This window comes from Herpetosiphon gulosus (assembly GCF_039545135.1).
GTDB classification, from domain to species: Bacteria; Chloroflexota; Chloroflexia; order Chloroflexales; family Herpetosiphonaceae; genus Herpetosiphon; species Herpetosiphon gulosus.
In genome coordinates this window covers 431,119-445,379 of record NZ_BAABRU010000001.1, presented here as the reverse complement: position 1 = coordinate 445,379, position 14,261 = coordinate 431,119, and the positions used below count along the sequence as shown (strand labels likewise).

The window sequence follows — 14,261 nt, the reverse complement described above, 5'->3', positions numbered from 1 at the left end:
GAGGATTTATGCTGGCAATCAAACCATTTATCGGCCAACATTGTGAAACTACCACCACTGGAACCTTGCTCTATCAACAGGGCATTGAGCTTGCCGAGCCATTGCTGTTTGGCTTGGGCGAAGGCCTAAGTTTCATCTTTTGGCACATGAAATCGATGCCGATGCCCTTTATCGGCGGACGAGTTAAACCTGATCAGCTAACCGAAACCCTCGCCAAGCAGCTCAATCTCAAACTTGAGCGCCAAGAAACCAGTTCGCCCACTAAGGCTTGGGCCATCGTCAAACATTGGCTTGATCAAGGCCAAGTCGTTGGTTTGAAACTCGATTGTTTTTATCTCGAATATTTTAGCAATCCCATTCATTTTGCTGGGCATTATGTGGCGATCTATGGCTATGATCACGATCAAGCTTATTTGGTTGATACCCAGCAGCAGGGCAGCACAGTGCAAACATCATTGGCAAGTTTGGCCCAAGCGCGAGCGGCCAAAGGCTCGATGGCCTCAAAAAGCTTGGCTTACACCCTCAAACCACAGGGCAGTTATGATTTAGCTCAAGCAGTGCGCCAAGCAATCATCAATAATGCCCAAGCCTATCTCAATCCGCCGATTACCAATGTGAGCTACAAAGGCATTCGTAAAGCAAGCGCCACCTTGCAGCCATGGTTTGAAACATCGGCTGATGTTGAAGCTGATTTTTGTACTACCGCGCTGTTGATGGAGCGGGCCGGAACCGGCGGCTCGCTGTTTCGCAAGCTGTATCGTGATTTTTTGGCCGAGGCCAGCACAATCATCGCAGCTCCACAGTTACGTCAAGCTGAACTAGCCTTCACCACAATTAGCGCGGACTGGCAGAAAGTTGCCAATTTGATCGATCAAGCGGGCAAACAGCACGATCTTGGGGCAATTCAACAGGCTAGTCAGCTGATGAACCAAATCGCCGAACAAGAATATGCGACGATGCAACTGCTGGCAACGCTATAACAGCTTGCATAATCAGCCATGATCGGGCACAATCAGCGGGAGATTGTGCTGTTGTGTTGCCTCGGAGTTGCTATGAAATATACTGCCACGATTGGGCTAGAAGTGCATGCCCAAATTCTTACCAAATCGAAAATGTTCAGCGGTTGTAACGCGGCCTATGCCAGCGCTCCCGCCAATAGCTGTATCGATGAAGTCAGCATTGGCCTACCTGGCACCTTGCCAGTTGTCAATCAAGAAGCAATTCGCAAGGCGGCGCTGCTTGGCTTGGCGCTCAATTGCCAAATTCCTGAGTATTGCGAGTTTTCGCGTAAATCGTATACCTACCCCGATTTGCCCAAAGCCTGGCAAATTACCATGTACGATAAGCCAATTTGTATCAATGGTGAGCTAGAAATTACCCTTGGCAATGGCGAAACCAAGCGGGTTGGCATCACCCGTGCCCACCTCGAAGAAGATACGGGCATGCTGCAACACGGTGATGAAACCCATTCGCTGGTCGATTACAATCGCTCTGGTGTGCCATTGCTCGAAATCGTCAGCGAACCAGATATGACCACGCCTGAAGAAGCTCGTTTGTATGCCACCAAATTGCGCCAAATTTTGGTCTTTTTGGGAGTCAACAGCGGCAACCTCGAAGAAGGCGCATTACGGGTTGATGCTAATGTTTCAATTCGCCCCGAAGGTCAAAAGGAATTTGGCACCAAGGTCGAAATTAAAAACATGAACTCGTTCCGCAACCTTGAGCGTGCTTTGGTTTACGAATTGGAACGCCAAGAAAAGATCCTGCGCGCAGGTGGCACGATTATTCAAGAAACTCGTGGTTGGGACGATACCGCTGGAATCACCTTGAGCCAACGCTCCAAGGAACACGCCCACGACTATCGCTACTTCCCCGAGCCAGATTTGCCGCCGCTGGAGTTGAGCCGCGAATGGGTTGCTGAGCGCCGCGCCGAATTGCCCGAATTGCCTGATGCCAAATTTGCCCGCTATCTCAGCGAATTTGGCTTATCCAAACAAGATGCAGCTTTGTTGAGCGGTGAACGCGAAACCGCCGATTATTTTGAAGCGGTTGTTGCCGCCGCTGGGGCTACCAACGCCAAACCAGTTGCCAACTGGATCACGGGCGAGTTGTTCCGTTTGATCAAAGATGGCGATGAAACGCTCACTGCTGTGGCACAACGCGTCACCCCTGCCAACCTTACCAGCTTGATCGAGGTTGTGGCCAAGGGCGAAATCGGCAGCACGGTTGCGAAGCAGGTCTTTGAAGAAATGTATCGGTCTGGCGAAACGCCAACTGCGATCATCAACGCCAAAGGCTTGCGCCAAATTAGCGATAGCAGCGTTTTGACCCAAGCTGCCCGCGATGCGATCGCCGCTAATCCCAAAGTTGTTGCCGACTACAAGAGCGGCAAATTGCCAGCGATCAAGTTTTTGGTTGGTCAAGTGATGCGAGCTACCAAAGGCCAAGCCAACCCGCAAGTGGTCGAAGAAGCGCTCAAAACTGAGCTTGATGCCACCAATTAAGACGAATGGAAAACCGCCCGGCTAGATCAGTCGGGCGGTTTTTGATTTTAAAGATTATGGAACGTTTGAAGTAATCCGAGGAGAGTTGGATCATCCGATTGAATCTCAAGTGCAACGGCCTTAGCCTTCGCTAGTTCAGCTTGAGCTTGCTCAGCTTGGTTGCGCTGCGCTTTGCGCAAGTGAATAGCGATCATCTGCAATTGATCAGCCAAGGCAGGATTATGACTATACGTTTGAACTAAACCACTAAGTTGTTTTTCAAGCAGATCTAAATTTTTCAGATCGATAGCCGTAGATGGCTGTGACGAGTAGGTATAATTAATCGTGTCTCGATTAATTCCCACAACTGGGCCATTCACGGTGCTGCGACCGCCAATCGAAATCGTACTTTTATAAGAATCACCGCTTGTAATCTCGGTATTGTTGCCAAAGCTTGCCCCACCAAAATTCATCCCATGGTTGGTCGTTGTATGTTGTGAAGAATCTTGCTGAACATTGTGGGCATTAATTGGATTCTGAATCTGAACATTTGTTACTTGGCTACGAGCAATTAAATCTTGGATACTCGCCTCTGCTTGGGCCTGATAGCCTTGCCAACCACCAGCACCTAAACCTTTGCCCCCAAGCAATTTGGCTAAGCTAAAACTCTGGCCATGGAACGCAATTTCTGGGGTTTGATTGGTGTGCGCAAGCATTTTAGGGAGTGTATCAATCACATGGCCAATCATAACTTCAGTTGCATCGGCGGGGGCATTATAACCATATAACAAGCTTAAAAATGCTTTGGTAAAAATACTAACGCTATCATAATCAAAAAAAGATTCTTCATGTGGTTGCGACGAAGCAATTACAACCACGCCTGAACCTTGACCAAACTGGCTCACCAAGGCTTTCGATGGATTACCAAATTCAAGTGTGCCGTTCAAGCCTTTGCCACGCGCCAAGCCTGCCGCATAACAACAATCAAAAACAATCACTACCCGCTGACTGTTGATATTTTTGAGCAACTCCATCAAACGTTGGGCCGAAAATGCACTTGCAGCCAAATCAGTGGTTGCTTCATAGTTAATTAAATAATAACGATCATGATCATCATAGGCTCCATGGCCGCTGTAATAGATAAAAATTGTTGCATCTGGCTCAGCTTGGGCTTGCTCTGCTAACCAGATTAGTTGTCGTTCAATTGCAGGTATAGTCGCTTGTTGATCAACTAAACATTGGATTGCTTCAGGCTGATACCCTCCTACATCGCGATCACTCAATGCCGACTTAAGGGCTTCAATATCATTTTGTACTGGTAATGGTTTAAAACTTTCGGTCTTATTTTTACCAACTCCAATTAACAATGCCAAATTGTTACGAACATTCATTGCAGCCTCCATCACGCTATTGATGCTGCCAGTGTAATACTCACGTCAATAGGATGTTAGGCTTTATGGGCCAACACTTTAGCCAGTATTGACCCATAAAATAGATCACTTAGCGATATTCGACCCAAACCACACAACTAAACCCAGGCACGCTAATGCTGCCATGGCTGCGATCAAAGCTAGCCTGCGCCAGCACTGGATCATAACCATTCGCCAGCAAGGGGTGCAATTGCAAATTGTAATGACCAAAACTGGCATCGCTATAACTCAAACTATGATGCGAGCCATTGAAGGCCACTACAACGCGACTAAATTGCTGATCGCACTGCTCACCAATTCCATCATCAAGCACCATCAGCACCAAACCAACCACTTGATCAGGCCCCGTATTGGGAAACCAGACTTTTTGCTTGATCAATTCAGCACTATTCAAACGAAACAAACCTGAGCTACGCCGAATTTGCAACATAGTTTGGAAATGGGCATAGCTGAATGCCATATCCTCAGCGGTTGGCTTGAGCGCAGGGTTGGCTAACAACGGCCCAACCGTGGCCCAATGTTCATGGTTATCCGCCGAGGGTGGCAAGCCCGAACCCCAAGTGTTCTGCTGGCCCGTCCAATCGATCCGATTAAACCAATCGCTGGAATTATAGCTGTTGCGATCCAGCGATTTTGAGCGCAGCAACTCATCGCCAGCATGAAAAAATGGAATTCCTTGGGCTAAGGCCACCAAACTCAAGGCCAAATTGTGCATGCGCACCCGCTCGGCCATCGGCGATTCGATTGGGGCTTTGACTTGAATTCCATCAAACAAGGTTTCATTATCGTGGGCTGAAACATAGGCAATATGATCATCAGGGCGTAAACCATAAGCCGCAGGTTTGCCATTGATATACAAGTGGCCGCCCAAGGTTTGTTGGCCTTCGCAACTGAGGATTGGATAATCGGCCAAATTGCCTGCCAAACTCAGCCGTACCACATCGCTCAGCACTGCAACTTGGTAATGGCGCTCAACGAACGCCCGCTGTTCGTACACATTAGGCCGATCAAGCAAGCCCGTGGCAAAGCCCTGCACTTGGAAGCCCACAAATGGGCCGCCACCTCGCGCCGCATCGCGCAAACGATCGCTGAAGGTACCAATGCCCGTGCCAGCCATGGCATGTTGCGAGGCATTTTCGCCGCGTGCACCGTCGGCAACTTCGCCAAAATTCCAGCCCTCGCCATACACATAGATCGCTTTACCATCAACGCCATGCTCAGCCAGGGTCAAACTATCGAGCATCGCGCGAATCGCCAACAGATTGCGTTTCAGATGATGGCCCATCAAATCGAAGCGAAAGCCATCAACTTTATAGTCAACAGCCCATGTGCGCAACGAATCAAGCATCAATTTTTCCATCATATGCTGTTCGCTAGCGGTATTAGCACAACAAGTGCTGTTGCAAACATTGCCGTCAGCATCCAAGCGATGATAATAACCTGGCACAATTCGGTCAAGCACGGCGCAACTGGCTTGGCCGCTCGAATGGGTGTGATTGTAGACCACATCCATCACTATTCGCAGCCCAATTTGATTCAGTGCTTGCACCATCTCGCGAAACTCGTAGATCCGCGTTGAGCCATCAGGATCGGTGCTATAGGAACCTTCGGGCGTGGTGTAATGGCGCGGGTCATAACCCCAATTGAAGCCATCACGATCGCGAATTGGAAAAAGATAGGCTTGCTGCTCAGTTGAATCAGCAGGCAAACTGGCTAAATAGTCAAAATCAATTCGCGTGCGATCAGGTCGATGTTCTTCAATGGTAGCAATATCAAAGACTGGCAGCAAGTGCACATGGCTCACTCCAGCCTTAGCCAGCCGCTGGAGATGCTGCACACCATTCGATTCAAATTGGGTAAAGGCTTTGTAGGTGCCGCGTAACTCGGCTGGCACACTCGAATCGGTGATCGAAAAATCGCGCACATGCAGCTCGTAAAGCACAATATCGGTCGGTTTGGCTAGGCTGGGCTTGGCGAGTTTGCTCCAACCTTTGGGTTTGAGGCGTTGGCTTTGTAGATCAACAATTTGCGAATGTTGGCTATTAGTCGATAAACTCAGCGAATAGGGGTCAGTTACCACATTTTGCTCAAATTGGCCTGTGCTGGGCACAAACACATCGACCAAAAATCGATAAAACTGGTTTTTCCAACTAGGCTTGCCAACGATGCTCCAAACCCCAGTCTGAGGGTCGAACGTCATTGCACTGCGAATTGCGCGAGTTCCTTTGGCCGAATCGGCGTAGAGCAACAAGCCAACCGAGCGAGCCGTCGGTGCCCACAAGCGCAGAATCGGGCGTTTCTGCTCGTCGAAACTCACCCCAAGCTCGCCAGTGTAGTGATACAAATCATCAAGCACACCTGGAATTTGCAAGGCAGTCGCATCGATCAAACTCTGATCGTCAGCGTGATAGGCCTGCACTGCCACTTGACCACGCAACATTGTCGCAACCAAGTCGTGGTGTTCAGGAGCGAGGCGCAACACTGGCAAACCTTGCAAATGCGGAAAAGCCGCTGCCAACGTCGAATCTAAGCCGAAAGGATCACGTTCGAGCGGCAAAACATTGCCATGCTGAATTCCCTGCGGCGTTAGCTCCAACGAACCATCAAGCGAATAATGCAACTCATAGCGAGCATTGGGGAGCGCATGAATATTCCAAACAATCGTATCGCGACGCACCCAATACGCCCGCAGCCGATCAAGCTGCCCGACGCTGGGCTGCTCTTCAACAACAGATTGATCAAGCATCTTAATCTCCCATCAAATGGGTAAACTCGTATGTATAGCACATTATATGCAACAAATTGGCAATTTGCTTAATCGTTCCAGCGTGCTTGCCACTGACCATCGGGCATATACGCCCGCCCACGCCCTTCTTCATCCCAGACAATCAGTTGGCGCTCATGAAAAATAATTGTCGCCCGAGTACGTGCTACTTTTTCATCAGTGGTATTTTCATTCAAACCCCAGGCCGTGTAAATTTGACCATTGATGCGACTGACCGCACGGGCATCACGAAACCCCAAGCGCTGGGCAATTTGATCGTTGGTAAAGCCATGAGCCACCAAGGTCATCACTTCACGCTCGGCTGGCTCAAGCAAATCAAGCGCCGATTGCTCATCGCGATGGCGAACTTCTTGCACCCGACTAGCAATATCGGGGTCGATAAAAGCCCGGCCTTGAAAGGCATCACGCAGCAGCGGCGCAACCATCGCTGGTAGTAGATAATTACTTTTGCGCACATACGCATAGTGGCTTAGAATGCCCGAACGCTGGAAATCGCGATAATAGGCATCATCATCTTGGATTGAATAAAACACCACCGGAATCCGCGGATGTTCACGGCGAATAATCACCGCAGCTTGAATGCCATTGAGTTGACTGGCCAAGGCCACATCCATCAAAATGGCTTGCGGCGTATGTTGAGCACACCATTCAATTGCATCCTCGCCGCTACCAGCCTCGCCAATCACAGTTATCTCTTTGGTAGCGTGCAACCCAGCAACCATTGCCGCCCGCAACGCCGGATGATCTTCAACCACCAATGTTTGGATTGTCTGCATGGGAGAATCCTTAGCCAATTATCATCAAATATATGCTCAACCTTAATCTTTGTGTCAAGCAATTAAGTGCAAAGCCATGTTAATGTTTAGGGGTCAGGGGTTAGGATTCAGGGGCCAGAAGGTATCAACTAATGGAAGAGACGCAAGCCCAATTTAAGGATAGAAACCAAAATGTATATTAACCTGATCCCTAGTCCCTGATCCCTGACCCCTAGTCCCTAACCCCATCCATACAAGGAACCACCCGATGAAACGCTGGTCTTTGATTGTTGGCACGCTGTTCGTTGTAGGCTGTAGCGATACTGCTATACTTGTTGAAGCTCCCAAACCTGCTGCGGTGCAGCAAATCGCGATCGCCACCAGTGCCCCAACCAGGGTTGTGCCGACAGCGACTCCAGCACCAAGTGCGACTCCAGCACCACCAACTGAAACCCCCGTGCCCCAACCGCCACGGGTCGGAATTCAAGTTGGCCATTGGCAAACCGAAGATTTACCCGATGATTTAGCTAAATTCCGTACCTCGACTGGGGCATTCGTCAATGGCATTACCGAATCGGATGTGAACTTACCAGTTGCCGAACAGGTCAAAGCCTTGCTTGAGGCCGAGGGAATTACAGTCGATCTGTTGCCTGCGACTGTGCCAGTTGCCTACAAAGCCGATGCCTTTATCTCGATCCATGCCGATGGTTCGACTAGCACCAGCAGTCGCGGCTTTAAAATGGCGACTCCATGGAGAGCCTCAGAGGCCAGTTTATTGTTACTCGATAGCTTGGTCAGCGAATATGCCGCTGGCACTGATATGCCCCAAGATTCGGCGATTACCGCCAACATGCGCGGCTACTATGCCTTTAGCTGGCGGCGACATCGCAATGCGATTGCTCCAACTACCCCAGCCGTGATCGTCGAAATGGGCTTTTTGACCAATCCCACGGATCGGGCGTTTATGCTTAATCAATCAGATGTGATTGCTCAGAGCATCGCCAATGGCTTGCTGCGCTACCTCGAAGTGCGTGATCCCAATGATTTAGAAGCGTTGCGGGTGATTGAATATGCGATTCAGCGCCCCAAAACTGCCGATGTGACCGTGCATTCAGCACCAGATGCTGAGGCTAGGGTATTGCATACGCTAGAAGAAGATCAACGTTTTATGCCATTTCGCCAGCGTGATGGCTGGTACGAAGGCTTTGTGCGCGGTAGCTCCAATATTGTTGGCTGGGTGCAAGTCAGCGCTATGCAGGGCACAAGCGACCAATTGCCACCACCAACCGACCGCTGAGAGTCCCTCACCCCCAACCCCTCTCCCACTACGGCGGGCGAGGGGCATTCAAACCTTCATGGTGGGATGGTTCCCCCTCGCCTCGCGTGCGGGAGAGGGGGTCAGGGGGTGAGGGAACACTCGGCTACAAGCTCTGCAATAACCATAACAAACCCATGCCAGTTCCAATCGTCAGTAGCACGTTATTGGTTTTCCAAGCGACTAAGGCCGCAACCAAGCCAGCAATCAAGCGTTCATTATTATTAAGCAATTGATAATGATGTTGCTGATAGATTAAATCCGGCACAATAATCGCCATCAGCACCGCAATTGGCACAAATTGTAAACAACGTTGCAACCATTGAGGCATAGAGGTTTTGCCCGCCACGCTAATAAACGAGAGCCGCAGCAAAAATGTCACGCAGCCCATCCCCATAATCAGCAGTAAAATCATCATGCCTGCCGCCCCTCAAGATACAACCCAAGCCCAACACCTACCAATACACTCAGCACCAAGCCCAATTTATAAGGCAACATTGCCGTGGCTCCAGCCATAATCGCCGCGCCAAGAGCTACCGCCGCCAAGCGCCGATTTTTGATCGCAGGCATGGCCAAAGCAATAAAGGTCAGCGGAATCGTGAAATCGAGTTGCCAACTGGCCGGAAATTGCTGACCAACCAACATTCCAACCACCGCCCCAATTTGCCAAGTAATCCACATACTGATTGCTGCGCCAAGGTAAAACCATGGTTTGTAGCGCATTTGGGGTTTACGCTGATATAGGCTAATTGCCAAGGCATAGGCCTGATCGGTCAGCAAATAGGCACTAAGCCACTTCCAGCGCTGCTTCAATTGAGCCAAATGGTCGGCCAACGAGGCGCTATACATCACAAAGCGCAAGTTAATAATCAAGGTCGTCAGAATAATCAACAGCACCGGGGTATGTTCAGCCAAGAGTTGCATCGCCACCAACTGAGCCGAGCCAGCAAACACAATCATCGACATGGCAATAGCTTGGGGAATCGATAAGCCAACACTCATCGCGGCAATGCCCGAAATCAAGGCAAACGGGATAATACCCACGGCAATCGGTAAAAACGCGCGAATTCCAGCACGAAAGGTAGCAGAAATTGAGTGCATGGCGCTGCTCCAAAGCTTGTAAACTATGATTAAATTGAGCATAGCCTGATTGAAGATTAATTGCTTGGATGATCTTGCTGATTTAGGCTTGGCGGCGATATTGAAGTGGCGTAACACCCAAAACCCGCTTGAAATGGCGATTCAAATGGCTTTGATCGCTAAATCCGGTTTGTACGGCTACCTCGGCCAATGGCAACTGAGTATGCAACAGCTGTTTCGCTTGATTGATCCGTAGTTGAACGAGATAGCCGTGTGGTGGCAGGCCAGTTGCTTGGCGAAACATCCGTAACGTATGAAACGGACTTAAATTGACCAATTGGGCCAGTTGTTCAAGCGAAATTGAATCGGCATAGTGCACCGCCAAATATTCACGAATCGTCGTTACCGCTTTGGGGTGCCGTTGCTGGGCGGTAAGCGCTGGTTTGCTTTGGGCATGGCGAATAATCAGTTGCGCCATCGTCCAGAGCAAGCGCGATTCGCGTTCGAGCGCGGTGGTGCTGGGGTCTTACAATAATTGATGAAGTTGCAGCAGGCGCTGCATCAAAAATGGATCATGAATCACTGGCTGAGGAAAAAAGGGGGTTGCTTGATTGCGCCCAGCTAATTGGCTGGCAGCTTGCTGCAAGATATGCGCTGGAGGATAAAACATGCGATAAACCCAGCCTTGGGGCGTAGCAGCATGACCAGTATGCACCACCTGCGGATTAATCACCGCAATACTGCCAGCGGGCATGAGCCACTGCGAGCGCCGTTGATAGGTAAAGGCTTGGCCACCAGCCTCAATCACCCCAATCGCAAACTCTTCATGGCTATGTGGTGCGAAACGCTGGGTAATATAGTGGGCATGCAACAACTCCAAGTTATTCAACACCCGATCCTGCCAAAAATGTACGGTTTCACGATTAAGTGGCGCTTGCATATCCAAGCTGCTCCTTGATTGCCCCAAGCCATTAACAAAAACAGCGCCGAGCACAAGGCTTCAGCGCTGCTTTGAATTTTGAAAAGTTTAGGAGAATGCTAGCCTTTGGCCACCTGTTGCTGATCGAGCATGCGTTGAGCGGCACTTTGCAAGGCTTCAACCCGATCATCATCGGGCAACAATTTCGCCAATTGTTTATAGGTACGGACTGCCTGACCATACTCTTGTGCTCGCATCAGAACATCGGCCAATTGCTCATAGGCATCGGCATCTTTTTGATCGAGCGCAATCACTTGGTGATATGAAGCAATCGCTTCTTCGTAGTTGCGCTGCTGAATCGAAAGTCGCGCAATTTCACGCAACTGGGTAATCGCATCTTTGGTGCGCAACGAGAGAATATTAAAGCTGACCAAGTGTTGGCGGGCTTCGGTGTCGTTGGGCGCGATCTGCACAATTCGGTTGTACATTTCGGCAGCCTTATCAACCTTACCCAAAGTCCAATAAACATCGGCAACTTGCTGAATGCTCGCCACTGCATCTTTGACCAAGCCTTGTTTACGCTGCAATTCGGCCAATTCATCCAAGCCCACCAAGCCTTCATCAAGATAGCCACGTCGCATCATCAGCTGGGCATGGCGCGATTTGATCGGGATATTCTTGGGTGCTAATTGCAAGCCCGTGGCCAAAATCTCCAAGGCACGGTCAAGCTGGCTTTGGCTTTCGTAGTAGGTTGCCAATTCATCAAGTTGGGTCAAGGCTTCGTTCAAGCGGCCTTGGCGGAAGTAGATATCAGCCAATTTGGTGTAGGCTTGGCGGTCGTAGGGCAACAATTGCTTGACCCGCTGCAAGGCCTGAATCGCCCCTTCGAAATTCTCATTGGCTGCATAGGCTTCGGCCAAACGCCGTTGCAACTCGCCCTCGTTGAAGGGTTGGGCAAAGGCATGCTTGGTGCTCATAGCAGGCACAGTACCAGTCACCAAAATCGCCTCGATTTTGCGCAGTTGTTCGATTGAGCCAGCAGCATTACCCTCGGCAATGTAGCTATCGGCAATTGCTTGATAAACCAACACTGGCGGAACTAAGGGATCAGCATCAATTTCCAGCAACTCGAGCGCTTGATTGAACGAATGCATCGCCGCCGGATGTTGCTTAGTTGATTGCTGAATCAAGCCCAAGAGAAATTGAATAATCGCCCGATCAGTAATCAAAGTTACGGCCCGATATTCGGCTTGCACATCGTTAAGTTGTTGCGGATTGCTAGCCAGCTTTTGAATCAAGGCGGCGACTGAATCCCAAATCGCATCGGGGAATTCGCCCATCATGGCGAGGGCAATATTGGCTTGGGCCATCACCACCAAATCATCGGGCTTTTGCACAATCACGCGGCGAAATTCTTCCAAGGCTGCTTCCCAGCGTTCGAGTTTGAGCAGCACTTGGCCATATTGAGCGCGTAAATTGACACTATCAGGTGCCCATTCCAACAGCTTGCGAAATTGCTCCAAAGCTTTGACGGTTTGGCCTTGGCGGAATTGTTGGTTGGCAACATAGGCCAACTGCTCGGCGGCCTCGTCGCTACGACCTTGTTTGCGTAGCACCTCGGCCAATTCAGCTCGAATGATTGTGCTATCCGCCGAGAGATCGATCAGTTTGTGATAAACCCCAATTGCCTTGTGGGTTTCGCCGCGTGCTTTGTAGGTTTCGATCAACAAATTGAGTTTGGAGAGGGCTTGATCCATGCGCCCCAAACGTTCGAGAATTTCGGCCATGCGCAAGTGGATGGCATAAAACTCAAGATCGTAACGAATAATTTCATGGCAGGCATCGAGCGCTGCATACAAGAAATTTTGTTCAGCAAACGATTCACTGGCCTCAACCAAACGTTGAATCCGCTCGCTGCGCCCTTCGGTATCGATCGGCGTGAGCGGCGCAAAATGCACTTCGCCAGCTGGTGGCAAATTGGCGGCCAACACATCAAGCGGATCAATATCGGTCAGCATGGTTTGGGGCGCTGGGCTAGCATTACCGCTAATTAAGGCCTCAAGGCTGGCCATCTCATCGACTGGGCTAGCTTCGACGCGGCTTTTGGGGCTGAGGAAATCGGTGATCGAGGGCATCTTGCCCCAAGTTTCGGTCTGTGGTTCAGGCACAGCCTCTTCAGGTGGCGGCGCATTCAAAATACCCGTACCAAGCATGCGCAATTTCGACATCATGCTGCGGTCGGTCAACTCTTTAGCCTTGGTATTATATTGAGCGGCTTGTTCCGCGCCCCAACGCTTGCCCTGCAAAAAGCCCGCCAAGGTTGAATACAACGAGGCGGCCCGCGCCACATCACCAAGCTCAAGATAGATTGCTGAGGTCGCTTCGTACATATCGATCAAATCGTTGGCTTCTTCTTTGCCGATCGATTGCAAATCAACGTAGCGAATCGCTTGCTCGAACTCTTGGGCAGCGCGTTCCATTTGGCCCAGCTTTTGGTAGATCGTACCAATTGCAAAGTGAGCCGAGAGCGCATACTCATCATTATGGCTAGCAATTTCGAGCACCTGCAAGGCATCTTTATGCCGCTCAAGCTCATCGTAAATCAAGCCCAAGCTATATTGCATGTCGGCGCGTTCGGGAAGCACCTCAACCACCCGTTCATACATTTGGGCGGCTTGCTCCAACAACCCATTATTTTGATACTCAATCGCCTCGTTGACTGCACGTTCGATTTGTTCTTTGGTTTGCAAACGGCCTTGGTCGGGCAATTGATCGCCTGTGGCAGCAGTAATTAAGGCTTGCCGCGCCAAATCGACTTTCTTCTTAAATTCTTGGGCCGAGAGGCTAGCGGGGTCTACGTTGAGGGCTTCGACAGCGGCTTCATCAGCAGCATCGTATTGTTCAGCATCATAAAATTGCTGGCCCAGATGCAAATATTCACGAATTGCGCCAGGTTTATCGCCGGATTCAGCCAGCACCATCGCTAAACGCACACGGGCTTCTTCGTGGCTGGGGTGAATATCCAAAATATCGCGATAGGCTCGTACTGCCTTCAAAGGCAATTTTTGGGCGATCAAGCGCTCAGCCAGCTGCATAAAAAGCTCGATGGCTTGATCGGTATCGCCTTGAGCACGATAAATCTTGGCAATATATTCAGTAAAAATCGGATTATCAGGATTGCGTTTGAGCAACTCCTGCCACAATTGTAGCGCTTGTGGAAGCTTATTGGTATGAAACAACGCGGTGGCGACAGCAATCCGAGCCTGCTCGTGAGTCGGAAATTCGGTCATGGCCCGAGCAGCTTCGGTTAAGGCCTTGTTCCAATCGCCAGCACGTGATGCAAGCTGATATTGTTCTAACGCACGGTCAAAAATTGCTTGGTTCCCTGCCATCCGAACCCCCACAGACACAAGGATGAAGAACTTCGTTGGATGAGTATCAGATCAACAGCCACATACTTGGACTGATGAACTGCCACTCGGCCCGTTGGCGAT

At 50.1% G+C, this 14,261-nt stretch carries 11 protein-coding genes; 3 read left to right on the top strand and 8 right to left on the bottom strand.

From position 1 onward, the window contains the following. Positions 1 to 8: 8 nt before the first annotated feature. Both ABEB26_RS01945 and gatB read left to right on the top strand, forming a co-directional pair. A complete protein-coding gene (locus tag ABEB26_RS01945; protein ID WP_345720257.1) occupies positions 9 to 980 on the top strand; it encodes a BtrH N-terminal domain-containing protein in 972 nt (323 codons plus the stop codon). Positions 981 to 1,052: 72 nt separating this feature from the next. Next, on the top strand, positions 1,053 to 2,504 hold the full coding sequence (gene gatB, locus ABEB26_RS01940; RefSeq protein ID WP_345720256.1) for an Asp-tRNA(Asn)/Glu-tRNA(Gln) amidotransferase subunit GatB: 1,452 nt from the start codon (positions 1,053 to 1,055) through the stop codon (positions 2,502 to 2,504). Positions 2,505 to 2,551: 47 nt separating this feature from the next. Here gatB and ABEB26_RS01935 read toward each other — a convergent pair whose 3' ends face one another. The 3 genes from ABEB26_RS01935 to ABEB26_RS01925 all read right to left on the bottom strand — a co-directional run bounded on the left by ABEB26_RS01935 (position 2,552) and on the right by ABEB26_RS01925 (position 7,474). Continuing rightward, positions 2,552 to 3,874 (bottom strand): caspase family protein, encoded by a 1,323-nt coding sequence (locus tag ABEB26_RS01935; protein WP_345720255.1) that lies wholly within the window; start codon positions 3,872 to 3,874, stop codon positions 2,552 to 2,554. Positions 3,875 to 3,983: 109 nt separating this feature from the next. After that, entirely contained in the window at positions 3,984 to 6,659 is a 2,676-nt protein-coding gene (gene pulA / locus ABEB26_RS01930; RefSeq protein ID WP_345720254.1) for a pullulanase-type alpha-1,6-glucosidase, read from the bottom strand. A 68-nt stretch (positions 6,660 to 6,727) separates the two neighbouring features. Next, positions 6,728 to 7,474: a response regulator gene (locus tag ABEB26_RS01925; RefSeq protein ID WP_345720253.1), complete on the bottom strand. Its 747-nt coding sequence runs from the start codon at positions 7,472 to 7,474 to the stop codon at positions 6,728 to 6,730. A gap of 247 nt (positions 7,475 to 7,721) precedes the next feature. Here ABEB26_RS01925 and ABEB26_RS01920 point away from each other — a divergent pair, with 247 nt between their 5' ends. Next, complete coding sequence (locus tag ABEB26_RS01920; RefSeq protein ID WP_345720252.1) at positions 7,722 to 8,750, top strand: N-acetylmuramoyl-L-alanine amidase; 1,029 nt, start codon at positions 7,722 to 7,724, stop codon at positions 8,748 to 8,750. 124 nt (positions 8,751 to 8,874) lie between these two features. On the opposite strand, the gene ABEB26_RS01915 is transcribed toward ABEB26_RS01920, so the two are convergent. The 5 genes from ABEB26_RS01915 to ABEB26_RS01895 form a co-directional block, all read right to left on the bottom strand. Further along, positions 8,875 to 9,186 (bottom strand): AzlD domain-containing protein, encoded by a 312-nt coding sequence (locus ABEB26_RS01915; protein WP_345720251.1) that lies wholly within the window; start codon positions 9,184 to 9,186, stop codon positions 8,875 to 8,877. Beyond that, positions 9,183 to 9,869, bottom strand: a complete 687-nt coding sequence (locus ABEB26_RS01910) for an AzlC family ABC transporter permease (RefSeq protein WP_345720250.1) — start codon at positions 9,867 to 9,869, stop codon at positions 9,183 to 9,185. The genes ABEB26_RS01915 and ABEB26_RS01910 overlap by 4 nt, the downstream gene beginning before the upstream one ends. Positions 9,870 to 9,951: 82 nt before the next feature. Beyond that, a complete protein-coding gene (locus ABEB26_RS01905; RefSeq protein ID WP_345720249.1) occupies positions 9,952 to 10,326 on the bottom strand; it encodes a helix-turn-helix domain-containing protein in 375 nt (124 codons plus the stop codon). Positions 10,327 to 10,374: 48 nt separating this feature from the next. Then, complete coding sequence (locus ABEB26_RS01900) at positions 10,375 to 10,788, bottom strand: AraC family ligand binding domain-containing protein (protein ID WP_345720248.1); 414 nt, start codon at positions 10,786 to 10,788, stop codon at positions 10,375 to 10,377. Between the two features lie 98 nt (positions 10,789 to 10,886). Further along, positions 10,887 to 14,159: a tetratricopeptide repeat protein gene (locus ABEB26_RS01895; protein WP_345720247.1), complete on the bottom strand. Its 3,273-nt coding sequence runs from the start codon at positions 14,157 to 14,159 to the stop codon at positions 10,887 to 10,889. Between the last annotated feature and the right edge of the window lie 102 nt (positions 14,160 to 14,261).

Bases quoted from the DNA above. Each gene is read 5' to 3' on its own strand.
- ABEB26_RS01945 (WP_345720257.1), top strand. From the start codon at position 9: ATGCTGGCAATCAAACCATTTATCGGCCAACATTGTGAAACTACCACC.
- ABEB26_RS01905 (WP_345720249.1), bottom strand. From the start codon at position 10,326: ATGGCGCAACTGATTATTCGCCATGCCCAAAGCAAACCAGCGCTTACC.
- gatB (WP_345720256.1), top strand. From the start codon at position 1,053: ATGAAATATACTGCCACGATTGGGCTAGAAGTGCATGCCCAAATTCTT.
- ABEB26_RS01920 (WP_345720252.1), top strand. From the start codon at position 7,722: ATGAAACGCTGGTCTTTGATTGTTGGCACGCTGTTCGTTGTAGGCTGT.
- ABEB26_RS01935 (WP_345720255.1), bottom strand. From the start codon at position 3,874: ATGAATGTTCGTAACAATTTGGCATTGTTAATTGGAGTTGGTAAAAAT.
- ABEB26_RS01895 (WP_345720247.1), bottom strand. From the start codon at position 14,159: ATGGCAGGGAACCAAGCAATTTTTGACCGTGCGTTAGAACAATATCAG.
- ABEB26_RS01900 (WP_345720248.1), bottom strand. From the start codon at position 10,788: ATGCAAGCGCCACTTAATCGTGAAACCGTACATTTTTGGCAGGATCGG.
- ABEB26_RS01910 (WP_345720250.1), bottom strand. From the start codon at position 9,869: ATGCACTCAATTTCTGCTACCTTTCGTGCTGGAATTCGCGCGTTTTTA.
- ABEB26_RS01925 (WP_345720253.1), bottom strand. From the start codon at position 7,474: ATGCAGACAATCCAAACATTGGTGGTTGAAGATCATCCGGCGTTGCGG.
- ABEB26_RS01915 (WP_345720251.1), bottom strand. From the start codon at position 9,186: ATGATGATTTTACTGCTGATTATGGGGATGGGCTGCGTGACATTTTTG.
- pulA (WP_345720254.1), bottom strand. From the start codon at position 6,659: ATGCTTGATCAATCTGTTGTTGAAGAGCAGCCCAGCGTCGGGCAGCTT.